Source organism: Virgibacillus sp. Bac330 (genome assembly GCF_003667845.1).
Lineage (GTDB): Bacteria > Bacillota > Bacilli > Bacillales > Amphibacillaceae > Virgibacillus > Virgibacillus chiguensis.
Window position 1 is genome coordinate 3419313 of the sequence record NZ_CP033048.1, and the last position, 23682, is coordinate 3442994.

At 38.0% G+C, this 23682-nt stretch carries 24 protein-coding genes; 1 reads left to right on the plus strand and 23 read right to left on the minus strand.

Features of this window, described 5'->3' with window-relative positions; all coding sequences use genetic code 11:
• Nucleotides 1-165: 165 nt before the first annotated feature.
• The 4 genes from D9780_RS15950 to D9780_RS15965 all read right to left on the minus strand — a co-directional run bounded on the left by D9780_RS15950 (nucleotide 166) and on the right by D9780_RS15965 (nucleotide 3589).
• Entirely contained in the window at nucleotides 166-1449 is a 1284-nt protein-coding gene (locus tag D9780_RS15950; RefSeq protein WP_121639338.1) for an IS110 family RNA-guided transposase, read from the minus strand.
• Between the two features lie 322 nt (nucleotides 1450-1771).
• Complete coding sequence (locus tag D9780_RS15955; RefSeq protein ID WP_073006983.1) at nucleotides 1772-2200, minus strand: N-acetyltransferase; 429 nt, start codon at nucleotides 2198-2200, stop codon at nucleotides 1772-1774.
• Entirely contained in the window at nucleotides 2172-2831 is a 660-nt protein-coding gene (locus D9780_RS15960) for a hypothetical protein (RefSeq protein ID WP_121640777.1), read from the minus strand. The genes D9780_RS15955 and D9780_RS15960 overlap by 29 nt, the downstream gene beginning before the upstream one ends.
• Nucleotides 2825-3589 (minus strand): MerR family transcriptional regulator, encoded by a 765-nt coding sequence (locus D9780_RS15965; RefSeq protein WP_121640778.1) that lies wholly within the window; start codon nucleotides 3587-3589, stop codon nucleotides 2825-2827. The genes D9780_RS15960 and D9780_RS15965 overlap by 7 nt, the downstream gene beginning before the upstream one ends.
• A gap of 152 nt (nucleotides 3590-3741) precedes the next feature.
• On the opposite strand from D9780_RS15965, the gene moaC reads away from it, so the two are divergent.
• Entirely contained in the window at nucleotides 3742-4236 is a 495-nt protein-coding gene (gene moaC / locus D9780_RS15970; RefSeq protein WP_121640779.1) for a cyclic pyranopterin monophosphate synthase MoaC, read from the plus strand.
• Between the two features lie 403 nt (nucleotides 4237-4639).
• On the opposite strand, the gene D9780_RS15975 is transcribed toward moaC, so the two are convergent.
• From D9780_RS15975 to D9780_RS16065, 19 genes are all read right to left on the minus strand, one after another.
• On the minus strand, nucleotides 4640-5839 hold the full coding sequence (locus D9780_RS15975) for a phosphopentomutase (RefSeq protein ID WP_121640780.1): 1200 nt from the start codon (nucleotides 5837-5839) through the stop codon (nucleotides 4640-4642).
• A 4-nt stretch (nucleotides 5840-5843) separates the two neighbouring features.
• Nucleotides 5844-7004: a YhfX family PLP-dependent enzyme gene (locus D9780_RS15980; protein ID WP_121640781.1), complete on the minus strand. Its 1161-nt coding sequence runs from the start codon at nucleotides 7002-7004 to the stop codon at nucleotides 5844-5846.
• 33 nt (nucleotides 7005-7037) lie between these two features.
• A complete protein-coding gene (locus D9780_RS15985) occupies nucleotides 7038-8165 on the minus strand; it encodes an aminotransferase class V-fold PLP-dependent enzyme (protein ID WP_116278482.1) in 1128 nt (375 codons plus the stop codon).
• A complete protein-coding gene (locus D9780_RS15990; protein WP_121640782.1) occupies nucleotides 8162-9079 on the minus strand; it encodes a phosphotriesterase family protein in 918 nt (305 codons plus the stop codon). The genes D9780_RS15985 and D9780_RS15990 overlap by 4 nt, the downstream gene beginning before the upstream one ends.
• A 27-nt stretch (nucleotides 9080-9106) precedes the next feature.
• The gene (locus D9780_RS15995) at nucleotides 9107-10399 is read right to left on the minus strand and encodes a YhfT family protein (protein ID WP_121640783.1); all 1293 of its coding nucleotides are present in this window, start codon (nucleotides 10397-10399) and stop codon (nucleotides 9107-9109) included.
• Between the two features lie 22 nt (nucleotides 10400-10421).
• Nucleotides 10422-10778, minus strand: coding sequence for a DUF2620 domain-containing protein (locus D9780_RS16000; protein WP_121640784.1), 357 nt, complete (start codon nucleotides 10776-10778; stop codon nucleotides 10422-10424).
• A 1-nt stretch (nucleotide 10779) separates the two neighbouring features.
• Nucleotides 10780-11157 carry a PRD domain-containing protein gene (locus D9780_RS16005; RefSeq protein ID WP_121640785.1) on the minus strand — a complete coding sequence of 126 codons (378 nt, stop codon included), beginning with the start codon at nucleotides 11155-11157 and terminating at the stop codon, nucleotides 10780-10782.
• A 28-nt stretch (nucleotides 11158-11185) separates the two neighbouring features.
• On the minus strand, nucleotides 11186-12118 hold the full coding sequence (gene yhfZ / locus D9780_RS16010) for a GntR family transcriptional regulator YhfZ (RefSeq protein WP_073006964.1): 933 nt from the start codon (nucleotides 12116-12118) through the stop codon (nucleotides 11186-11188).
• A gap of 30 nt (nucleotides 12119-12148) precedes the next feature.
• Nucleotides 12149-13216: an amidase gene (locus D9780_RS16015; RefSeq protein WP_121640786.1), complete on the minus strand. Its 1068-nt coding sequence runs from the start codon at nucleotides 13214-13216 to the stop codon at nucleotides 12149-12151.
• Nucleotides 13217-13483: 267 nt separating this feature from the next.
• On the minus strand, nucleotides 13484-14152 hold the full coding sequence (gene modB / locus D9780_RS16020) for a molybdate ABC transporter permease subunit (protein ID WP_121640787.1): 669 nt from the start codon (nucleotides 14150-14152) through the stop codon (nucleotides 13484-13486).
• Nucleotides 14149-14955 (minus strand): molybdate ABC transporter substrate-binding protein, encoded by an 807-nt coding sequence (gene modA / locus D9780_RS16025; RefSeq protein ID WP_121640788.1) that lies wholly within the window; start codon nucleotides 14953-14955, stop codon nucleotides 14149-14151. The genes modB and modA overlap by 4 nt, the downstream gene beginning before the upstream one ends.
• A gap of 117 nt (nucleotides 14956-15072) precedes the next feature.
• A complete protein-coding gene (locus tag D9780_RS16030) occupies nucleotides 15073-15585 on the minus strand; it encodes a MogA/MoaB family molybdenum cofactor biosynthesis protein (protein ID WP_121640789.1) in 513 nt (170 codons plus the stop codon).
• Between the two features lie 13 nt (nucleotides 15586-15598).
• On the minus strand, nucleotides 15599-16192 hold the full coding sequence (locus D9780_RS16035) for a molybdenum cofactor guanylyltransferase (protein ID WP_121640790.1): 594 nt from the start codon (nucleotides 16190-16192) through the stop codon (nucleotides 15599-15601).
• A 249-nt stretch (nucleotides 16193-16441) separates the two neighbouring features.
• Nucleotides 16442-16675 carry a molybdopterin converting factor subunit 1 gene (gene moaD / locus D9780_RS16040; protein WP_121640791.1) on the minus strand — a complete coding sequence of 78 codons (234 nt, stop codon included), beginning with the start codon at nucleotides 16673-16675 and terminating at the stop codon, nucleotides 16442-16444.
• A gap of 119 nt (nucleotides 16676-16794) precedes the next feature.
• The gene (gene moaA, locus D9780_RS16045; protein ID WP_240458837.1) at nucleotides 16795-17796 is read right to left on the minus strand and encodes a GTP 3',8-cyclase MoaA; all 1002 of its coding nucleotides are present in this window, start codon (nucleotides 17794-17796) and stop codon (nucleotides 16795-16797) included.
• A gap of 326 nt (nucleotides 17797-18122) precedes the next feature.
• A complete protein-coding gene (locus tag D9780_RS16050; protein WP_121641525.1) occupies nucleotides 18123-19235 on the minus strand; it encodes an alpha/beta fold hydrolase in 1113 nt (370 codons plus the stop codon).
• Between the two features lie 32 nt (nucleotides 19236-19267).
• Complete coding sequence (locus D9780_RS16055) at nucleotides 19268-20488, minus strand: MFS transporter (RefSeq protein ID WP_205601092.1); 1221 nt, start codon at nucleotides 20486-20488, stop codon at nucleotides 19268-19270.
• 17 nt (nucleotides 20489-20505) lie between these two features.
• Nucleotides 20506-22116, minus strand: a complete 1611-nt coding sequence (locus D9780_RS16060; RefSeq protein WP_205601093.1) for an acyl CoA:acetate/3-ketoacid CoA transferase — start codon at nucleotides 22114-22116, stop codon at nucleotides 20506-20508.
• Between the two features lie 339 nt (nucleotides 22117-22455).
• On the minus strand, nucleotides 22456-23667 hold the full coding sequence (locus D9780_RS16065) for an acetyl-CoA C-acetyltransferase (RefSeq protein ID WP_121640793.1): 1212 nt from the start codon (nucleotides 23665-23667) through the stop codon (nucleotides 22456-22458).
• Nucleotides 23668-23682 lie beyond the last annotated feature (15 nt).

Consider the following 23682-nt stretch of genomic DNA (forward strand, 5'->3'; position numbering starts at 1 on the left):
CTTCGTTCGGTCTATCCATGAAGTGGGGCCGGCGTTGCTTTCCTACAGGGTCATTGCCCGATTGTATAAAAATTGCCGGCTGCTCCGTGCTTCCATTGTTATCTCGTATTTGTATAAAATGAACTTCTTAAAAAACGTCTAAACGGAGGTTTCGTTATTACTTAGTTAAGCTGCATTCTGTAAGCGAAAATGCGGAATATCACGTAACATTTTTTCTGGACTAAAGGCTACTTGTTGTTTACCTACTTTAAATAATATTCGAATTAATTTACAACACAGTGCTATTAATGATTGTTTCTTCTTCAGCGGGTTTTCTTTCCTTGTTGTAAAATACGCATGCATTGCTTTAAATGCAGGATTGTGATTTACCAATGGCAGGATCACTTTAAACAACAGAGCGCGTAGCTTTGGTCGGCCCCTCTTGGTAATGACCGTTTTTCCTTGCCACTTTCCTGATGTTGCTAGTTTGAGATTTAAACCTGCTAATTTAATAATTTGCTCCGGATGGCTATAATTATGGAGATCGCCGACTTCTGCCAGAAATGCAGCGATTGTGACGTCACCTACGCCTTTTATAGCTGCCATTTCCTGTACACCAGGAATCCTACTCGTAAGCCCCTCTATCATTTCCCACAATTCATTTATCTTTTCATGAAGGAGCGTATACTGATCCATTAATGTTTGAATCTTTAGTTTCGCCATGGTTTTTCCTTCTTGGATACCAATGGAATGGCGAGCAGCTTCTTTCAATTGTCTTACTTTTTTTAAGCCAACTCCTCTTTTTACCTCTTTTCGAATTTCTGACAGGATTTCCATTTCATCTTTTTGAGAGATTTCATCTGGAAACAAACCCATTTTTAAAACCTGTAAAGAAGATTGCCCTTCCCAGTTCGTAAAGACAGTCGTGTATTCTGGAAAATACCTGTCTATCCATTGGTGGACGCGTCCTTGTACTGCCTGCAGGTCTTTTCGTAATTGGTCATACATATTCATGCCTTCTCGGAGATCTGCATAGATCCCTTCTGGTAGATGCGGTTCAGAATAACGTCCATCTTGAATTAAGCGTGAAATGACTCTGGCATCTTTTACATCATTTTTTGTTGGGGAATTGTCATCCAGCTCTTTTGATTTTTTTACATGTGCTGGATTTACTACGACTACTTTCAGTTGCTTTTCCATTAGCCAATAGGCCAAAGGAAGCCAATAGTGCCCCGTTGGCTCCATACCAATAATAAAATCGGATTTCTCTTGTTGTATGGCTAATTCATCCATCCAATGAATGAACGTTTGGAAGCCTTCCAACGCGTTTTCAAAGTATAGCGGCTTTCCAAATTGAACCCCGCGGAAATCTTGTGCGCGAGCAACATGTTTATTCTTGGCGATGTCGACCCCAATAATTAAAGATTTGTCTGTCAGTTGTAATATCTTCTCATTTTGTTTATAATTCATGTTAGTCCTCCTTGGTTCATTTTAAGGGTCCAGTTTTGCTCAACAGCATTGGACACCTCGTATCATACCAAGGGGGCTTTTTTAGTTCAATCCTCATTTTGCTTTATTACAGGAATGCTTTCCTATAGTGTAAAAAAAAGGATACCTCATGGTACCCTTTCTTTCCTTCCACTTATAGATGAAACTGACGCAGAAACGCTTCACATCCATATCCATTTATGTTACACATTCTGAAAAATAGTCAACGAAGAAAAAATTCCTTTAAAGTTGTTAACTTCTTCACGCTTTAAACCGCTTCCTTCGAACAAAGAAATGCAAGCAATTATTTTTTCCATTCCAGCAAATATTCCTTTTCCCCTGTAGGTTCATCTACCAATTCTTCACAAATTGCAAAAGCCTGCTTGAGGTAAAAACCGACCGCCTGCTTGTTTTTCTGATAGACTTTTAATTGTATGTGATTGCGGTTTGCTTTAACAAATTGCAATAGTTCTTTACCGTAGCCTTTTCCTTGACAAGCAACTTTCACAAATACAGCTGCTAAATAATTGTCAACCATTGCAATAAAACCTACTATCTCGCTGTCCGCCAAAATAACATGCGTTTCCGCCATTGGCAAATACGTTTCCTTCATCGCTTTTCGTTGTGACTCCCAGTACGCTTGCTCGATAAAATTGTGCGCATACAGGGAGCCTTGATACCAAATATCCACTAATTGATCCAGTTCATCTGGATGATACTTCCTTATGTTCATGTTTTTTCACCTTTTCATCTTCCTTGAGCAACTGCTCGTCTATATTATATGGGAAATCTTTTATTCTAGCAATCATCCCTTCCATATCATCAGCTCTTAACACAACAGATGTGATAGATCTTGTTTTGCCAAAGATCTTTTTCAATGGCACAGCTTGTTTAAGTATGAACGTATAATGTGGATCATCCCACTGCATGTGCGAAACATAAGTATGCTTTGGTATTTTCGTTTCAAAGGAAATGGGTTGTGCAGCTACAATCTCGCTTATATTACGAATATCTAATTCTAGATTACTTTGAAAGCCAAATTGTATGTTAACCTTATTCCCTTCTATTACATGAGGCTTATGTTTTGCTGATTGAAACAGCGCCATGCAATAAACGAGCGCATGTACATGTATGATGGTGGTAATCCAAGCAATGGTTTCATTCCAAAAATGCAGAAGGAAATGCAACAGACCTCCTTCTAAAATCGTTAGCATACTGAAAACTATTGTAATTACCTTCATTTGTGACGTTTGATGATACGTATACACATTTTCATCCCTAGCAGGTGCTGGATGTTTTTTCAACCAAACGACTACGCCATAATACCACAAACGCATATACATCAAACCTATCTGCTTTAACATTCCTCCTCGAACTCCATCTGTTCCATATAGACGTCAATAGCTTGACTAATAAACGATTCTACTTCTTTTGGTAGGAAAGTAAAGTGATATAGAGCATCACCTTCTATTTCTAACGCATTTATTTGTTCAAAAATATCCTCTCCCCATAAATTCCCAATGTATTCTAGCAATTGTGCTACTTCCATTTGCACGTCAGCATGCTCTGGAGAGAGACCTTGATGATATAGTTGTTGTAAATGATGTACATATACCATCGTCTTGCGTTCTATTTCCAGCCTTTCTTCTTCAGACAAATGGCGCATGAAAATTTTCTCCATGGCAGATGGAGACAAATGATTGGCTAGCCATTGCTCCACATTTTCTTCTGCCTGCGTTGCATGAATAATTGCTAATAACAAATCTTTATTTATTTCGCTCATGTCTGCCATCTTCTCTACTCTTGAAATAGTGCGAATGACATGAATAAGGTGATCTCGTTTTTCTTCAAGTAATTTTTTTTGCTCTTTTAACGTTTCCTGCATGTTTTTCGCAGCGTTCTCATAAAGGTGTGCTTTAATCTCTTTTAACGAAAACCCTAAATATTTGAATGTAATGATTTTTTGTGCGGTAAATATATCCTCATACGTATACAAGCGATGACCGTGATCCGTGTAACTGGTTGGCTTTAATATTCCTTTTCGATCATAGTATTGTAACGTACGCTCCGTTATACCAATCATGTTTGCAAACTGCTTCACTGTAAAATTCGTTTCAGTCATGCCCAATCTCCTCCCCTTGCTCTTCTCTCCCTCCTTAGTTTAACTTATGACGTAACGTCATAGGCAAGGAAAACTTATTTTGTTTAACCGCTATCCAATGGTAAAATAGAGTTATAGAATCTCTCTTCTGAATAAAGAAAGCAGGTGACAGCATGGCAGATTTCTCCCATTTTAATGAACATGGCAGGGCTAAAATGGTTGATATATCCGACAAACATGAAAGTGAGCGAAAAGCCATTGCCCGATCAAGTGTCAACATGAATAAATTAGTTTATGAAAATATTGTTGAACAAAAAAACAAAAAGGGCGATGTGCTAGGTGTTGCTCAAATAGCTGGTATTATGGGCGCGAAGCAAACATCATCCATTATTCCGATGTGCCATCCGATTCCCATTAGCAGTGTAGATCTTTCCTTTACTTGGGTGGAACTAGAGGCGTACGATATGTATCAGTTAGTGATTGAAGCTGAAGTGAAAACAGTCGGGTCTACTGGAGTAGAAATGGAAGCATTGACTGCAGCTGCCACAGCAGCTTTGACGGTATATGACATGTGTAAGGCAATCGACAAAGGAATGACGATTGGACCAACTTTTTTACAAGAGAAAAGCGGAGGAAAAAACGGTGATTACCATCGGGAGACAAACTAGCTTTTAGCTGTTTTCTAATAAACTCGCCCCTTAAATCTTTCATTATGGCAACATGACAGCGTGATTTTCTTTAAATAGCAGGGGGTATACCCTGCTATTTTTATACCATTCATTTCGCTCCAATAGTATCGCAAAAACAAAGGTTTACTATTTAAGTAGTCTTAAAATCATGTTGAAATTTAATACTATACTTTTTATAAAAACTACTTTACCTATTCATATACAATTCAATACCACAAATTAAAAAAATCCTGTGCACACAAGAAAGTATTCACAGGATAAGCCTACGTTTTAAGCGCATTATTCTATCTTAAACTATAGAAAAACGACGGGACTTTTGCGCCATAAGACTTGGCGACAAGCAAGCTTTTCTAAAAATATGATTAATAAAATCTGGCGGATATTACTCTTCTATAATCTCTTGAAGAAAGCTTACACCTTCTGCTGTAGCAGGTAAATGAAAAAATTCACAGAAGGTTGCACCAACATCAGACATAGTTTCCCTCATACCAATATTCACTTTTTTCACCTTTTTGCCTACCACCATAATTGGAACATACTCTCGTGTATGATTAGAATGTCCGATGGTTGGATCATTCCCATGGTCAGCCATAATAATTAAAATGTCATCTTCAGCCAATTTAGGAATGAACTTTTGTAACCATTGATCCGTTTCATTTAACAATTCACAATACCAATCTACATTTTCGGCATGCCCTGCTAAATCCGTTTCTTGCACATTTACCAAAAATGCTGCATCGTTTTTTTCTTTTTGGTACGCTTCATCAACTTTTTTTAATAATTGGGTCGTGTTCACAATAGGCTCAGCGGGGCCTTCACCATGCAAGACATCCGCCGTTTTTCCTAAGCGATAAACTTTTAGCCCATGTTTTGCAGCAATCATAGGGAATTGTTTGTTAATTTCTACACCATACCCCATATGATAAACATCGTACCCTTCTCCATAAACTTTCGCCTTGGGTGTGTCCACACCCCACTGCCCTTTATTTTTTTCCTTCACACAAGACAATATATGGTCAATGGAAGTGTATGGACCACCGAATGCAATAACTCTCGTTGTATCTACATTGGCACGAATGACTTCTCCTAGTTTTTTAACTTTGTTGAACGGCATTTTTTTAAAATCTGCTGTCACATTAATAATGTTACCAACCTCAGACTCTAAGTTATCCCCAACAACTACGGCGTTGTCAACTAGAAGAATAGGACAAGAATCAATTGGATATGTGACCTTATATCCTTTTTCTTCCAGAGCTTGCTTTAGTTGAGCATGAATATCTTTCATTAATCTTTTATAAGACTTTTTCGGACAGCTTCCAGCAATTTCTTGATGCCCTAGATAGGTATCTGCTCCATGGTGCGCCAATTTGGAGTAGCCATACGCATTTTCTGGCACAGGTCTACCATCTACAAGTGTTCCTAAGCCCATCTCGTACATCTTCGGTATATCCAGCTCGTATTGTTTTTCCTCTCGAATATGTTTATAAGTGTTTGCATTACAATCAGAAGGTATATATGCAGCACAATCATCCATCGCCCCTATACCAAAACTATCAATGACAAGTAACATCATTTTAGGCATGATGTCACCACTTCCTTTCTAAATGAATAAGTCTCGGATTACCAGTTTGTATTCCTTCTATTAGTGCTACATGCGCTCGTGTTACAAATATTTGGGTGCGAAAGGCAAAAATAGCTGTATCTCCAATTTCTATTTGAAAGTTATCCGATTTATCTATAGAACCATAGTAGTCGATAGATTCTGGGCTGTTGTTATAAGCACGAACGTATCGTTTCAATATACTTTGTTCCTCATGTCCTACAAAACAGCCTTCCATATTAGAACGTCCATAATACCCTCCCGCTATTACTTGATATTGCTCTTTGAACCTGTGCGATACCTCAGAAACATAAATAATAGCTGGCTTTTCAGGTAAATCACAATATGCATGTAATGGGGTTGTACCTGTTAACCCATGCCCCGGCTCACCGTGTGTAACACCTTGTAAGGCTAGATGAGGTATTGTTTGACAGCTAGTTCCCCCTGGGCCATTGACTTGCTTTATTTCAATTCCTTCATTCTCTAAAATGGCTCTCGCCTGCATTAACGTATGCATATTAGTTGTAGGAACCATTTTCGTCTCTGTTTGGTTTATTTCCAAGTTGGGAAACGTAGTAACGCCAACAATATTTACACCTGATAATTTTCGAATTTCGGCAACTGTCTTAGAAAGATGCTCTAAGGGGATTCCGCCTTCCTGGGAACTATACATTTTATCATTTGAACCATAGACCTTGAGTAAGATATTTTGCTTCATTCCAAGCTTCACTGCACTTTCTGATAATTGCTTGGCTCTTTCATAGGAAAATATCGTAACTACCTCTGGCTCCCAGCTTAATACTTCATTCCACTGCATTTTCCCTGGTTGAACTAGATGACCAATATTTCCAATAGCTACTCCATTTTCAGCCAAAACTTTACCTTCATCAAAATCTACGGCAACAGCTTTTTCAATACCATTGTCTGTAAAAATTTTCGCCAACTCGGGAATTCGCCCAAGTTGTTTTGTCATAAAATAAAGATTAAAATGATGATCATTAGCCGTTTTTGCCATCATTCGTGTATTCTCTTTTAGTATGTCCACATCTATTATATATGTGTTCGGCGGGATTTCCCCAGATTGATGAAAAGTAACACCAGTCTTTATTAGTTGTGGATTTCTACGTTTGGTTACGTCCAAAAACATGGGCATCCTCCTGCTTTCTGTTGAAAACTGTATTTATTGTACTGATTTTATTGCTTTATCTAAAATGCTTAAAACCGTTGAAGATCCAGATTTCATTGGGTTAATTCGTAAGCCATACTCTTTTAACTTTGGCTCGGCGGCAATAAAACTGCCTGAAACACGATAGATCATTGGTATAATTTCATACTTAGACTCTGCCCCCACCGGGTGTGTTGCTGCCCCCAATTGATTGCTCACTTTAATAACTGCTTGAGCAATTGGCTGTCGCAGTTCTACAATAATCACTTTTGATTGTGCATTTACCATATATGCATGATCAATTCCTTCAATTATACCTTCATTTAAGTGCTTACAAACTTCTTCCACCTGTTCATTTTGCGTAGCAAGAGCTACAGGCGCAAAGGTCATCATGCGCAACAGTTCCATTGCTTCATATCCTTGAATCTGGCCACCGCCTGAATAATTTCTTTCTTGAAGTAAGTTGATCGCTTCACTCTTACCAACAATTATCCCAATTCCTTCTGGTCCAAGTACTTTAAATCCAGAAAAAGTGGAATAATCCGCCCCAAACTCAACACCAATCCCATACGCCTTCATAGCGCAATAATTATCATCAACAACAATGGCGATATCTGGTCGTTCCTGTTTAACCATTTGAATAACTGTCTTTAAATCATAGATATCAGTAGGTGTTTGGCGTGCATGTTGAACATAAAAAACTTTACAAGTATCCTCTGCTGTTACTGCTCTTTTAACAGCTTCCACATCATTATAATTTACTTTCTTTGTTTTAATTCCCAGCATTTGAATGGTATCCTGAGTCGTTGTATATACTGGGGCATCGTGAATGAACATTTGATCTCCTGCTGACATCAATGTACTTAGTATAGTACGAATTGCGCCAGTGCCAGCCCCTCGCACTAGTGAAGCATCCTCTACACCAAAAAATGTAGCAAGTGTTCGTTCAACCCTTTTTGTTTGTTCTGGCTTTTTATATTGTGGAGCAACTCCTAAATCTCCCATTGATAAAAACTGATCGCCAGAAAAATGCTCACTCATACAATCAACTAATTTAAACTGTAATTGTTGCGCTTCTTTAACGGTTAAAGTTGGAATAACAGAATCGGCGTACTTTAATGTTGATTTATCATAAGCCACTATAAACGCTCCTTTATCGATAAGGCGTTCGCAGGATTATGAATCAGCAAATCATCTATAACATGATTAGAGACGCCCTGCTCCCGTAGAATTGGTACAAACTTATTAAGTACTAAATCATATCCAGGACCACCATGCTTTTTCCAATGAGATTTCCTAGTTAAATCAGCGGAAAGTAAAATTTGTTTTTGAAAACCTCGTTCAATAAAATCGATCAAGTACGATAAACGTTCTTCATCTGGCCTATAGTTATTTTTTCCAATTGTATCGAATCCAATATAAACTCCAGAACGAAGCACCTCTAGCACTTCATTTTTATTCGGATTGAGGTCTTGGTGACCAATAATAATTTGATCTTTATCCAAGCCAACGTTAAAAAGCATTTCTACTTGCTCACGCCCCATTGTTCCTAACGTCGTATGTGTACTAACCGTTAATCCCGTTGCTAAAGCTGCTTTTCCAGCACCGATAATTAGTTCTTTTTCTACTGGCTTCATCTCATTTAAGCTTGTTCCAACTTCACCTATTATCCCCGGAAATATTCCGCTATCTCCTATTCCCTCTTCTATTTCACGAATAAAATGCGTTGCAAACTGATGACGGTCCCAGCTGTTAGCAAAATCAGGAATAAAGGGATTTTTATAAAATCCTGTACAAGTTACAATGTGAACATTTGATTTCTCACTTAACGTTTTTAAACGTGAAACATTTCTACCCATTCCATCATTTGTTAATTCTATTAGCGATCTGCCACCCGCACGATAAAAATGATTCAACTCAGAAATCATACTTTCTTCATCATCTAATATAGTGTCTGGATCATTTTTCACTTTTGATAGATCAATGGATAAATGTTCATGCGCTGCGCATACCCCAAAGTCATCTGTAGTAATCCTACCTCTTACAGTTTGTATCATATCATCACTCCTGTGGTTTCATTCATTTTATTGTGGAATACTCATTAGGCCTAAAGCGACTAAGATGTTAGCGATAATACCGACTGCAATTGCGCCAACAGGACCTACTGCCATACGGACAATCGGACGACCAGCTACTTCATTTAATAGATAAAAACCAGCAATAAAGAAGAAGCCGAACCCAGGTGCAATCATATTAGATGCATTCGCACCGCCAATTAATAAAGCGACTTCTAATAGTTTTGTCATAGCACTACGAATATTTTCACCAGAGTTTCTCACACCAGGATATTTGTCTAAAAATCTTGCAATTGAACTTAGTAACATAACTTCTAGAAAACTGATTATTCCACCAACAATTACAGCAACCCAAACATTTGGCGAAAATAAGCCGACAACAAAAATTAATGTAAACCCAACCGGACTATAAACACCTGTCGCAATCGCAGTACTAGCTACTAGTGGAATAAATCCAATTGCTCTAGCTGCAGCTGCAATCCCAGCATCTGTAATTTTTCCTTCTGCAATTAGATTGAGAGAAATTGGATCACCAGCCATGATTAATAAATTTGTCGCTCCTGCAATGAGAGCCCCTATAATGACAAAATATATGACATTATTTTTAATAGATTTAACCTTTTCACTAAACATGGCAGCCAAATCAACAGAAGATCCTTCATCCCCTTTTTCTTTCATTGCATAGAAAAATAGAAAGATCATTCCAACAATGAGTGCCATACCTTCTTGATTTAATTGAATAACATTTTCACCAATGGAAAGGAATCCGCTTTCATTAACAAATACGGTAAGCTGCCGTACCAAAGCTGCTAAAACAAATGTTAGAATACCTTTTTTAATACTAAATTGCATAGCAACTGCTAAAGCTGGAAAAGCCATGAACGTTACTACAACAGGAGTTCCCACTTCTCCTAATGGTTCTAAAAAATTAACAGGTAAATAATCAAAGAGCTTCACAAAGCTTTCTAAACCTGCTAATAATGCCCATCCGTATAATCCTCCAACGGCAGCTGCTAGAGGGGTTCCCCATTTATTCTTTGGTGTGATTAAACCGATAATATCTGTACCTAGTAAAATGCTATGAATCAAAATAATACTAGCTGATAATGTAAAAGGGATACCAAACCCAATGACTAATCCAAAGCTCATTGCAAAAGCCGTTACTCCTAATTCTCTACGCTTTAGCCTTCCTTCAATATGTTCTCCGACGACTGGTCTTAAACCATCGTTAAACACTGCAATATTTTGGTTTGCTAAAATGGCCGCCATCGCTCCAATTAACACAATAAATAAAGTCTCCATAGCTTACAAAGCACCTCCTTTACTATTTATTTCTTAATGCATTAATAATCATTGGTACCGCAGCATCGACATGATCTGCAGTAAAACCAAATGCTTTTCTACCGCTGTTAACCGCTTCGATAATATTATCATTATTTGGCTTCCTACCAGGCATGGAAACTGTTTCACATTGATCTCTTCCAAGTAAGGCGATAGCCATAGCCAATGCACCGCCACCACCAGTATGACAAGCACCCACATAATAATCTGCTTGGTTTGACTTTATAGCCATTGCAGCATCTAAATCTGATTTAATTACCGTTTCAATGGATGAATCCATTTCCTTTATTAGTGACTCTATTGTCTTTTTTTCTACTTGACCACCGATAACAATTTTCATTTTATTGTCCTCCTTGTGAATTTAAATTGATTACATTTGTGTAATGCATATATAAAAACTCCTTCTCTCCTTCTGGCAAAGGCGCCCCCCATCTGTTTTCAATAAAGAAAACGTGCTCCTTTGCCAACGGAAAGTAATTGGAATTTTTTACTTCTTTCATTAACTCAACTGCAGGTTTTTCTACTTCTTCTCCTTTTTCAATACGACTTAAAGCCATCGGTAAATGAGTAAAAAGCATCTCTGCTTGCTCGATATCATGCTTGTTAAGCATTTTTAATAACCTTTCAAATGCAATAGTAGCAATATCATATTCCTTTTGTTTTATTAAGCATTTTTCCAACAACAAGTTTAATCTGTCTTTGAGATCTTGTACGTTCATATCACGCTATCCCCTTACCTTAATAAATTTAGTAATGTGGTAGTTTTTTCTTATTAACTACTAGCTCTTGTATTTCAATAATTTTTCTTGTTTCCAATCCTAAGAGAAAATCATGTACGTCAGTTCGATCTTTTTCAATTAAAATAACGGATGTGGAAGCTTTTTCCGAAAGCATATTTGCTTCTTTTGTTCGAAAGCCTACTTTTTTGAAAGTTTTGTTTGTTCTCCTTTCATCTGCATTCCATACTGCCGCATCCAAACTCCCATTTTGCAGATTCTCAAATAGTTGCATGTAATTGATTGGTACTAATTCCACATTAATCTTGTCACATTCCAATAGAGTAATCTTGGATTGATCAATAGATGAAAAGTCTATTCCAACCCGCATGCCATCTTTGATTTGATTGTTGGAAGGGTCTGCTAAAAAAATTTCATGTGCCGTTACGTATGTTTTGGGGCCAAAATTAATAGCTACTTGTAGGTTATCATTATGCTTCATTTCTTCTTCAGCAGCTAACTTAGACATGACAACGAAGTCATATCTACGTGACTTTAACCCTTCCAAACGCTGCTTAGATCCTCTCATGTATGCCAAATCCAAACGTTTATGCATCACATCTGATACCTCAATTAATCCTGTTGCTAAGCCTTCATAACGTGTGGAATAAGGTAATGGCATTGCGCCCATTAAAGAACCTATTCCTGCAATTTCTTTTAATATGTGAATATCTTTATTCATTAAAAAGGTTCCTAAATGCCCTCTAGATTCCAACGTAATTGCATGCAATCTCTCCAATACATTTAATCCACCTTGAATAGTTCCCCGTCCAAAAGATAATTTCTGAACAAAATCTTCTACTCTAGGAATTCTGTCTCCCTCATTGACATCAATGAGCTCTTTAGCAATGCCTTTTGCTGCCAAACCATTTTTCGAAAATAAACTTTCCCATATTCTACTCATTCTTTACTCCTTTCCAATCAATCTACCTTTTTATAACTGAAAACCATTAAATTCTTGTTCATTATCAAGAAAGTAACGTTTCCAAACATCTGGAAGATTGATTCCCTTTTCTAACTTCTTGGCTAAATTAAATGCATTTTTGCAGTTTCCAACCCCCTCTTTAGCAACAATGACTAATCCAGTTGCAAGGTTTTCAGTTGGAACCGTAATAGCTGTTGTGTTGCACATGTTTGCTGAACGTAGAAGATATTTCCCATGATGCTTCGTTAATTCTTGACCAACTTGCCCAAACTGTTGCGGAATTGTTTCACCATAACCATACACATCAATCGGTCCTTCACAGGTTAAAATTAAATCGGCTTCGTTTTCACCTAAAATTTCTTGAATAATGTTTATACCTCTAGCTCGATTATCAATCCCTGCCATGTCTACTTCTAAGAAGGAAATATGCGAACAATCCATTTTTGATAAGTAATATATAACTTTTTCATGCATATCCATTTGATCTGGGCATGTAATCGTTCCTTTTTTTGGAATGGCGATTTTCAACTTCGGTTCTTCCACTAGCTCAAGTTCCTCGTTAATTAAAGTTTCTATAATTGAAGCTAATGTCCACATGTCTTTGGCAATTACGCCAACACTTCCAGTAAAATCTATTCCATCAGTTGATGTCTTTTTTTGCTGTACATGTAACCCGATCCCTGAACCTATCACAGAAGGAAGTTGACAACTCATTGCGGGACCAAGGGTGGAACCTCCACCATCTGTTCCAATTGCGAAATCATTTATTCCTTTTAAAATGTTAATTGGTCCGCCGCTAGAAGAACCTGTCATTAATCGGTAAGTTATTGGGTTATGCAAATCCGTATCTATCGCTCTTCCCTTGCTTGCCGCTTTATCCACTGTTAGCCAAATCATATTTTGATCACTATCTAGCTTGTCTAATACATGATTCGGTATCTGATTCGTGTCTTTCACTCCAAAAAACAAAGCACCTTGACCTTTACTTATTCTCTCTGTGTTCCAGTCATAATTAATAGCTACCACAGATCTTCCTAACTCTCTTTCTGCTAAAGCGAGCTTATTTTTTGCTATCAATTTTAAAACTTCCAATCTTTATTGTATGATCACTTAATTACAACATACAATATACAAAATATTGTATGTTGTAATTATAGCGCTTTCACATTCTAATTTCAACATACTTTTTAAATTATGTTAAAATTTGCAGGTAATTTATACAAAAAAACTATCATAAATACATTAAAAGCCACCTTTTCACAATAAAGTGGCTATCTAGTCTGCTAATGTAATTTTTCCTTTCATCACTGTGGGATACTGTCTTAATGATTTCTCCCAACCCTCCTATTTTTTAACGTCCACCCTCGTCAATCTGTTCATCATAAACAACAACACAAACGAAAAACCAATGCTAATGAGCGCATAATAGGTAGCAATTTTTGTTTGCCCAGATTCAATAGCAAGATAAATGGCTGTTGGAATGGTTTGCGTCTTTCCTGGAATATTCCCGGCAAACATTAAGGTTGCTCCAAATTCACCAAACGCCCGTGTAAAACTTAAAATAAATCCCGTGGCAATTGACCGATAGGATAACGGAATGGTAATTAGAAATAGCAGCTTCCAATTAGATGCTCCATCTACTTTGGCCGCACCACGAATAGTATCATCAACCATTTGAAAACCGGTTTTCAGTGATTGATACATAAGCGGGAAAGCAACTACACTTGCAGCTATAACCGCTGCAGTGACGGTAAACAACAGGGGTTGTCCGGTTAGCCAGGAGATAGCTTGCCCAACAAAGCTGTTATTACCAAAAATAATAATTAATAAAAAACCAATGACGGTTGGCGGCAAAACAAGAGGAAGGAAGACAACCGTCTCTAAAATGGCGCGTCCTTTCACATTTTTTTCGGTCATCCAATACGCAACGATTATAGCAAATACAAATACTATCCCTGTTGCGATACTGGCTACGACTAACGAAAGTTGAACAGGGTGCCAAGACCACATCATGTATCCTCCACCAGCTTATCACGAATGACAAATCCGTAAGCTTCAAATAGCGCTTTACTCGTTTCATTTTGCGCATAGTTATAAAACTGTTCTGCCGCTGCTTGCTTTTCTTGAGAACGTTCATTACCATTTTCAATGACCGCTACATAATAGGATATTGGGGTATGTAATGCGCCATCTATTTTCTCTATAATATCTACTTCGTTTACACGATGGAGATCACTGCTATAGACTATACCAGCAGACACCGCTTTATCTTTTACTAATTGCAAGACATGAGATACGTCTTTAGCAAATACCATTCGTCCTTGCAACTCATCCCAAAAACCCATTTTTTGTAATGCTTCTTGTGCATAGAAGCCTGCTGGTACGGATTCCGGTGTACCAAGAGCAAATTTTTGATTCGTGTTAACAACATTTTGTAGCGTTGAAACAGGACCACCTTGTGGCTGGATAGCAACTAATTGATTATGTAACAATTCCTCGCCCTGTTCAATATACCCTCCCTCTAATAACAGATCGTAATCTTTTTTAGAAGCAGAAAAAAAGACATCAATAGGTGCCCCTTGTTCTACTTGCTTCCGTAGCGCCCCTGTCCCTCCAAAATTAAATGTTACTTCCATATTTGGGTTTTCCTTCTCGAAGTTTTCTTTTATTTCTGTTAATACGTCCATCATGCTGGAAGCCGCAGAAATCGTAAGTTCTATGGAGCCTTTGGCATTTGAGTTAGAGTTAGATGCATTTCCACAAGCAGTTATAATGATGAGCACAGCTACAAGTATGAGTATGGTTTGTTTTTTCACATTGCTCCATCCTTTTATACGTATCTTATTGTTGCCACTTTATTTCATTCAATAAAAGTGATTGACTCGCTTCAAACTTACGTCTTATAATACGAGCCTCTTTCATCATTTTCCTGTTTAACCTTGCTCTAAATCTTTGCTAACTTCCATGACAAGATGTCCCAATTCAGGCAAGATTAACTTTTCCATCGCTAGTTTTACCGCCCCACTAGAACCTGGTATGGCAAAAATAACACGATTTTGCGAAACGCCGGCGACTGCTCTTGATAACATGCTTGCTGAACCGATGTCCAATTGGTAACTAAGCATACGAAATAACTCACCAAAGCCAGGTAATTCTTTATCTAATAATGGCTTGACAGCTTCAATGGTGACATCGCGTTTGGAAATGCCTGTACCTCCATTTATAATCACAGCTTCTATGTCTGTTCCATAGCTGTTTATATGCATTTCAATCATGCCTTTTTCATCTGGGATTACATCGTAAGCAGAAACAGCATGACCTTCCTCTCCCAAAAAGGATTGAATGAATCTTCCACTTTTATCGGTTTCCTTATTTCTTGTATCACTGATGGTTAAAATAGCACATGTAACAGCGTTTGGTGATGCCTTTCGATGGTCTTGTAACAATCGTGTAGCCCCCTTAATGTTCTATATTAGCCACATATTTGTGATATTCGGACTGTCGATTTATATTAAAAAATGCTTTGGTATCATCTATTTTCACATAACGTGTAGCTATTTTTTCCAATAAGTGATCAACCTTCCGTTCTTCTTGATCAAGCTGCGTTTTAATCTTGTCTTTTATAGTACAACGAAATAACCCCACAAGGACTTGCATTTTTTCATCTACTATGGGAATAACGGCTTCTATCTCATCTCCCATCTCCCGCAACAAAGCCTCTAGTACGTCTGACTTCATAAACGGCACATCGACAGGCAAGGTGAGCAACCACTCTGTTTCACAAGACGTCATTGCGGAGTAAATTCCTGCAAGCGGACCATCCCCTTGATAATGCGGGACATCCTCTATGATTTTCACATCCGTATCATCATGCCTAAAGCAAGCCGCTAAAGCGGGACTAGTTACCAAAAAAATCTTTTTAACAAACGGACGCAATACAGCGATGGAAATTTGATAAAAAGCTTTTCCGTCTTTTTTAGCAAATGCTTTTGGGGAGCCAAATCTTCTTGACGCCCCTCCCGCAATGACGGCTCCAGTTATATCCTGCTCCATGGAAGCCCTCCTTTGTAGAGCTATTTAAAGTTATGAGAAATCACCCATTACACTGTAAAGTGAAAGACCGACGACTTTAGTGGTGGAAATTTCAAGAGGTCACCAATAGAGATACAGTGAGGATTTTATCCCACATGAATTGTTTAGTATCCCATTGATATAACATAAATCTTTCAAAGATTATTTAGGTGTTGTTATCTCCGCTTAGACTTGCATTTTCCGATTATTAAAGTGGTATTCAAGATAAAATTACCCTCCGCTTACAGGAGGAATAAAAGCAATTGTATCCCCAGCTTTTATAACTTCTGAATCCATTACATATTCCTCATTAATTGCTGTCATTATTGTTTCCATTTGCGATAACGAATAGCTTTCCTGAAGTTGCTTTTTCAATTCATGAATAGTCATTTCTTCAGCCTCTACTTGTAAACGGTCTGTTCCTATGTCTTCTCGAAGCTGTGCAAATAATAAAACCTCTACCATGCATACCCCTCCTTCTATTAAATGACACTTGAAATATAATATTTATCGTTTGATTAGTCCTTAGCAAAGTGAATTTGCATCGATTCACTCTATTTATCTACGCATCTATTGCTTGAAACTTAGCCACCTATATAAGACATTTCAATTTTTGTCTTATTCTTTGCCGACTCTTCTGTTCGTTCATCCGAGTACCGATCCGTTCTGTTCTGCCACGTCGATACAATCGCTGCACGCACAGCTTCATCACCAGAATTAGAACGTAGTATACTTTTTAAATCTAACCCATTAGATGCAAAGAGGCATGTATATAGCTTCCCATCAGCCGCAACTCTTGCTCTTGTGCAAGTAGAACAAAAAGACTCGGAAACAGAGGTAATAAAGCCAACTTCTGTATTCGTTCCGACATAACGATACCTTTTCGCAACTTCACCAACATAAGCAGGATTTACGGCTTCTAAAGCAAAATGCTTGAATAATTCATCATAAAGTTCTTTTTTTGTCATCACTTGACGAAAGTTCCAACCGTTCGCTGTACCAACGTCCATAAATTCAATAAATCTCAACGTAATTCCACGTTTCTTAAAATAAGTAGCCATTGGAATTACTTGATGATCATTCATTCCTTTTTTTACTACCATATTGACCTTAACGCCTAACCCGACTTCTTTAGCCTTATCAATCCCCCTTAAAATCATTTCTGTTTTGTAAGCGGCATCATTAATTGTCATAAAAACATCGTCGTTTATGGCATCTAAGCTCACATTCACCCTATGCAAACCTGCCTCCTTCAAACGAGGAGCCATACGCTCCAATAATGAGGCGTTCGTTGTCAATGCAACATCTTCTAATCCATGAATAGACACTAGCTTATCAATTAACACTGGTAAACCTTTACGCAACAAAGGCTCTCCACCCGTTAAGCGAATTTTCCTTATTCCTAATGGAACAAAAATCTTCACCACTCGCTCTATCTCTTCAAATGAAAGCAACTGCTCTCTTTTCATAAACGAAAAATCGTTTCCAAACATTTCCTTTGGCATACAATATCTACAACGAAAATTACAACGATCTGTCACAGAAATCCGCAAGTCATGTAAAGGACGTCCAAATTTATCTTTCATTTCAGACAAGTAACCCCCTCCTTTTCCCTTTCTTCTTACGTCCATTCTAACAGAATTAATCTTTAAAAACCTTACAAAATCGTGAATTGTTAGAATAAAGAAGCTGTATAGCACAAAAGCAATTTAGAGGGGTAAAGTAAGCACAAGGAGTGGAGGTTTATTCACCCTCCACTCCTTGCTATTACTCCAAGAATAGTCTACAAACCATTGAACAAATTATACATTCATGTATTCTGTATAATCCATACCTCATTTTAGAAAGACAAAGAAAGCTCAAAGCATTTTTCTTTAAGGCAAGTTTATACTTCGTTCATGCACTTACAACGCTATTTTTGTAGCATCTTTCGGATATCATCACTGAACAAATGCCCATCTAATACGCCTGCCATATGCCCTTTTAAGCTCTCAATTTCTACTAATTCTGCTTCTTTGCCTAATTTCAACAACATATCAACCATACGACGATTATAAATGGTCGGCTGGAGTAAATCACGCGTGCAAGAAATCATTAACACGTTAGCCTGTATTCTGTCTAACGCTTCTTCTAATGAACCTATACCGTGGGCGATATCATGCATCATCGTTGCTCGACAAGTATAATACCAATGACTAGCATCCATAACTGGCATTCCCGCTTTCACAGCATCATACAACTGTTGCTCGTAACCTGTTTTCATATGAAGATATTCGTAAGGAGCTTGTTCATCACTATTTCGCTGATATGTATCTTCATACAGCTCTGGTGTAAACGCACCTGCATTCATCATTTGAATAGCTAAGTGCAAGCCTTCTTCAGGTCCTTGATCGTCCACATAATTACCATTGTTCCAGTTCGAATCTAGTTCAATTGCTCGCATGGCATGTTGTAGCACATTAAACGATGTTATGACTGGATTTTGTGGATTGGTTATTACTCCAATTATACGTTCTACCATGTCTGGATAGTGGACTGCCCAATTTAATGAAATAAACCCACCAGCTGAAGCCCCCATGACAGCATGTAGTTTCTTAATACCTAGCTGTTTCGTAATAAAATCATGCTGTATACCCGCCATATCACGAAATGTAAATGGCGGAAAATCCATCCCCCATATTTGCCCTGTCTCTGGGTTAATTGTTCTTGGGCCTGTTGTAATTACCTTCGGATGATAAGCTTGTACATTCGCCAAATTATCTGTACTAATAACAAAGAATTTATTCGTATCAACTGCTTTACCTGGGCCGATCAAAGAGTCCCAATAGCCGCTTGTCTCATCCTCAGGAGAATACTTTCCTGCCGCATGGCTAGAAGCGCTAAAATAATGTGCCACTACCACTACATTTGATTTGTCTTTGTTTAATTCCCCGTATGTCTCATACCCTAAAGTTACAGGGATCGCTTTCCCGCATTCCAATGTATAACTGTCTAACGAAAATTGCTTTTTTTCAACATGATTCATATCCATCGTAAAGCCTCCCTTTCATCATTTCTTTAGCTGATTGCTTGCTTTTGATCTTCTGTCTTCCCTCCTGTTTCTGGTAGTAAGAAGGAACCAATAAAAAATGATAAGCTTAATAGAATCGCACAATATAATCCAGCCTGGAAGCCAGATACATCAATTAACACTCCAACCAAATAATAGGCAACCGTTTCAAACATATAAGCAAACGACCAGAAAAATCCCATGATTAACGTTAATTTGCTTGGTGTCATATCAGGAAGCTCTTGTGGAATCGTAACCAATGCTGTCATTGGCAAGAACATGAAGAATCCGACCAGTGCTGCCATAGCTAACGCCAATGCACCCGATGTTGTCATGACCATGATTACAGCTGATACCGTCATCGCTAGCCCTGACCAACGAAGTACTGGCAAACGGCGAGCAAATCGCTTCGTTACCATAATTCCAAATATCGTTCCGACTACTCCGGCGATCGCTACTACTGTACTCAGCGTTTTTGGATTGATTGCAGCACTATCTGAAACTGGGAAAATTGTAAGAATAACGATATATAACAATAACAAGCCAGCATAAGTAAACGGAAAGACATAATTAAACTTATCCTTTAAACCATCTTTAAATGTGTATGCTTTCACCGTTTTTTGATCGTTAGAGGTTTGATTTAGTTCAAAATCTTCCCCAAATATGAGCCATAATACGAATAACACAAGGCTACAGGCTGTAAAAAACAGGATACTATTTTGCCAAGTTACTAGCCACGTAAAAACAGGTGTTACAACAACCATAGCAATAATACTTCCCACATTATAAGCTGCTGCATTAATCCCATTAATAGTAGAGCGTCGTTTTGGATCAAAATAACGAATAACAATTGGTGCAAAATATACAATATATAGGGCTCCCCCAAAACCAGTAATAAACCTTGTTACAACAAACATCCAATATTCCGTTACGAACACACCTAAACCACTTCCGAGTACAATTAACAACGAAGCAAAAGCAATTGCTTTTTTCGGTTGTAGTTTAACCAAAAACCATGCTGCTAGTAGATTACCTATAATTTTAGCAACCGTAATTGCATTTGAAATAAATGTCGCGGAAGCAAAATCTGTCAACTTAAAATGCTCCATAATTTGCGGGGTCAGTGTCGTCCCCGCAATCCAGCTAACCGCAAAAAATGCATACGTAAAAAACATAATCGTTTCCATGATATATGCCCTAACGCCATTTTTCTGAATCGCTTCATTCATCGTGCTATCCCCAATCTTTATTTTGTGAGAAAATCACTACCCATATCTTGCTTACTCTGATGAAATATGAGCCCCATAGGACCTTCTTTAAAAATTGCTTTATCCATTAATGTTAAGTCCTTGCTAATCAGTGGTGTAAATTCCATTTGTGCCAAAACATCTCTTTCTAAATCGATTCCTGGAGCTATTTCTATTAATGTCAATCCATTTTTACGTAGTTCAAACACAGCTCTCTCCGTTACATACAAAACAGGTTTTTCATTTTGTTTCGCTACTTTTCCACTGAAGGTAATTTGCTCTACATCGCTGGTGAATTTTTTCACTTTTCCTTCCTGTACGATTACTAACCTTCCATCACATACTTCCATTTTTAACCCGCCAGCTGTAAATGTCCCACAAAAGACAAGCTTTTTGGCATTTTGTGTAATGTTAATAAATCCACCACAGCCCGCAATTTTAGGTCCGAATTTTGAAACGTTTACATTACCTTTATCATCACATTGAGCTAATCCTAAAAAGGCTATATCTAGTCCTCCTCCATCGTAGTAATCAAACATATACGATTCATCAATAATCGCGTCCGGGTTTACGGAGCATCCAAAATCAAGTCCGCCAACTGGAGTTCCCCCAAATATGCCTGGTTCAATCGTGGGGATAAAATGGTCTTCCTGTCCTTCTTCACTTAATACATTAGCTACCACTTCTGGAACACCAATCCCATAATTAATTACTTTCATTGATTGGGTTAAGGTCTTCGCACTGCGTCTTGCGATTACTTTGCGTATATTTAATGGATAGATAGATTTTTTATCATCAACAATCAAATCACTACGTATAAAAGCTTCATTGTATTGTGTGCCGAATGTTTGCATATGGTTTTCTTTATTTTCTACAACGACGATAGCATCAACTAAGACATGAGGAATGTGAACATTTTTAGGATTTAGTGAAGATTCCCGTACAACCTTTTCAACTTGAACAATTACTTTTCCGCCATTGTTTCTGGCATTCATAGCAAAGGATAGAACATTTAAAGTTAGTGGTTCATCTTCTAAACTTATATTTCCTTTTTCATCAGCAGTTGTACCTTTTAAAATAGCAACATCTATCGGCAGTGTTTTATACGCTAAATAATCTTGACCATCAAATTGAATTTTTTCAACAATATCCTCCGAGGTAACTGCATTTAACTTACCGCCGTCCAAATCAGGATCAACAAAAGTCCCTAAACCGACATGGGAGATTAAACGCGGATGACCTGCTGCACTTTCACGAATGAGCTGTGTAATAACCCCTTGCGGCAAATTATATGCTTCTAACTTATTCTCTGCGACGAGTGGAGCGAGACGAGGAGCCATTCCCCAATGCCCTCCTATTACTCGTTTAATTAATCCTTCATGAGCGTAGTGATTAAGCCCCTTGGATGCACCATTTCCATCCCCTATACCAGCGGCATAGATTAACGTTAGGTTCTGTGGTGTATTCGTTTCGATGTATTTATTTTCAATTGCCATATGAATTTCCTCAGCAACTCCGGTACCAATAAATCCCCCTATTCCAACTCTATCACCTGTGTTAATCAAATGTACTGCTTCTTGAGCAGACATAAATTGTAAGTTATCTTTCATCTCTTTCACACCTTTATGTTTCATGATCTTTACATAACTTGAAACTATTTCAAGTCCGGAAACTATTCGCCAGAGCAAAACAGAATGCGCTTTCATAACTGTTCTCAGTGATTTACGAAAAACTGTTCCTTCTTCGCGCTTACGTGTTGCTTTTTTCTCCCACTAATTGTTCATACTACTTAGACAGCACCTAAAGGCCTCTAAGTCAAATTGGGTATTTAGGTGCTGTTATCTGTACTAAAAAACGTGTATGTGACCCCTTCATTTAAACCAGGAAACTTACAGCACTTTAATGCAGGACAATCTCACACAATCTCAACGCCCAATTTCAGATACGGACTACTCTATCGATTTTAATAGTGTAGCTGTACCCATTCCTCCACCAATACAAAGAGATGCGAGCCCATATGTTATCGTTCGCTTTTGCATTTCATGTACAAGTGTAGTAATAATCCGCGCACCGGAAGCCCCTAAAGGATGACCTAGCGCGATAGCTCCACCATTAACATTTACAGTTGATTCGATCCATTCTTTCGTCCAGCCATACATTTCCTGAAGCTCCTTGATTACTCCGATAGATTGAGAAGCAAATGCTTCATTTAACTCTATTAGCTCCACCTGTTCTGGATTCACATCTGTTTTACTAAATAGATGTTGAATTGCTTTTACAGGACCTAACCCCATAACAGCTGGGTCTATTCCACCTTGTCCAACCGCAACAATCTCAGCAATTGGCTCAAGCTGATATTTCATTACTGCAGCTTCAGAAGCTACTAAGAGGATAGCTGCTCCATCATTAATGCCAGAAGCATTTCCAGCAGTAACCGTCCCATCCTTCTTAAACGCTGGTCTTAAACGGGCGAGCTTATCAAAAGTAGTAGAGTAATTGAGATATTCATCTTCTTTAAATGTCATAAGATGCTTTTTACGATCCATAAACTCCACAGGTACAATTTCAGCTTCAAAACGACCACTATCCTTTGCTTTGATAGCTCGTTGCTGCGATGTTAGAGCAAATCTGTCCTGCTCTTCTCTGGTTATATGATATCTTACAGCAATATTCTCAGCAGTTATCCCCATATGATAATGATGAAATGCATCGGTTAAACCATCTTGAACCATACTGTCATGCAATTGAAGGTTCCCAAGCTTCTTACCAGTTCTAACTTCTGCCGTTGTTACGAAAGGAGCCTGTGACATCACTTCAACGCCACCAACTAACATAAGATCAGCCATATTAGCTAAAATGCTACTATAAGCAGTCATTAAAGATTTCATGCCACTGCCACAAACCATATTCATTGTATAAGCCGGAACGGATACAGGTATTCCAGCTTTTATACTTGCTTGTCTAGCAATGTTTTGCCCCTGCCCCGCAGATAACACATTTCCAATAACTACCTCGTCTATTTCACTACCATTTAGTTGATGGTGCTGAATGATACTTTTCATTACTTGAGCAGCTAAATCACTGGGCGGTACAGAAGCAATTGTACCTAAAAAAGATCCAATCGCACTTCGTCTAGCATCTATTACATATACTTTTGTCATAACGTAAACCTCCTA

Excerpts from the sequence above, each read along its gene's own strand:
- D9780_RS15950 (WP_121639338.1), bottom strand. The coding sequence starts at position 1,449 with ATGAATTATAAACAAAATGAGAAGATATTACAACTGACAGACAAATCT.
- D9780_RS15955 (WP_073006983.1), bottom strand. The coding sequence starts at position 2,200 with ATGAACATAAGGAAGTATCATCCAGATGAACTGGATCAATTAGTGGAT.
- D9780_RS15960 (WP_121640777.1), bottom strand. The coding sequence starts at position 2,831 with ATGTTAAAGCAGATAGGTTTGATGTATATGCGTTTGTGGTATTATGGC.
- D9780_RS15965 (WP_121640778.1), bottom strand. The coding sequence starts at position 3,589 with ATGACTGAAACGAATTTTACAGTGAAGCAGTTTGCAAACATGATTGGT.
- moaC (WP_121640779.1), top strand. The coding sequence starts at position 3,742 with ATGGCAGATTTCTCCCATTTTAATGAACATGGCAGGGCTAAAATGGTT.
- D9780_RS15975 (WP_121640780.1), bottom strand. The coding sequence starts at position 5,839 with ATGCCTAAAATGATGTTACTTGTCATTGATAGTTTTGGTATAGGGGCG.
- D9780_RS15980 (WP_121640781.1), bottom strand. The coding sequence starts at position 7,004 with ATGTTTTTGGACGTAACCAAACGTAGAAATCCACAACTAATAAAGACT.
- D9780_RS15990 (WP_121640782.1), bottom strand. The coding sequence starts at position 9,079 with ATGATACAAACTGTAAGAGGTAGGATTACTACAGATGACTTTGGGGTA.
- D9780_RS15995 (WP_121640783.1), bottom strand. The coding sequence starts at position 10,399 with ATGGAGACTTTATTTATTGTGTTAATTGGAGCGATGGCGGCCATTTTA.
- D9780_RS16000 (WP_121640784.1), bottom strand. The coding sequence starts at position 10,778 with ATGAAAATTGTTATCGGTGGTCAAGTAGAAAAAAAGACAATAGAGTCA.
- D9780_RS16005 (WP_121640785.1), bottom strand. The coding sequence starts at position 11,157 with ATGAACGTACAAGATCTCAAAGACAGATTAAACTTGTTGTTGGAAAAA.
- yhfZ (WP_073006964.1), bottom strand. The coding sequence starts at position 12,118 with ATGAGTAGAATATGGGAAAGTTTATTTTCGAAAAATGGTTTGGCAGCA.
- modB (WP_121640787.1), bottom strand. The coding sequence starts at position 14,152 with ATGATGTGGTCTTGGCACCCTGTTCAACTTTCGTTAGTCGTAGCCAGT.
- D9780_RS16035 (WP_121640790.1), bottom strand. The coding sequence starts at position 16,192 with ATGGAGCAGGATATAACTGGAGCCGTCATTGCGGGAGGGGCGTCAAGA.
- moaD (WP_121640791.1), bottom strand. The coding sequence starts at position 16,675 with ATGGTAGAGGTTTTATTATTTGCACAGCTTCGAGAAGACATAGGAACA.
- moaA (WP_240458837.1), bottom strand. The coding sequence starts at position 17,796 with ATGAAAGATAAATTTGGACGTCCTTTACATGACTTGCGGATTTCTGTG.
- D9780_RS16050 (WP_121641525.1), bottom strand. The coding sequence starts at position 19,235 with ATGAATCATGTTGAAAAAAAGCAATTTTCGTTAGACAGTTATACATTG.
- D9780_RS16055 (WP_205601092.1), bottom strand. The coding sequence starts at position 20,488 with ATGAATGAAGCGATTCAGAAAAATGGCGTTAGGGCATATATCATGGAA.
- D9780_RS16060 (WP_205601093.1), bottom strand. The coding sequence starts at position 22,116 with ATGAAAGATAACTTACAATTTATGTCTGCTCAAGAAGCAGTACATTTG.
- D9780_RS16065 (WP_121640793.1), bottom strand. The coding sequence starts at position 23,667 with ATGACAAAAGTATATGTAATAGATGCTAGACGAAGTGCGATTGGATCT.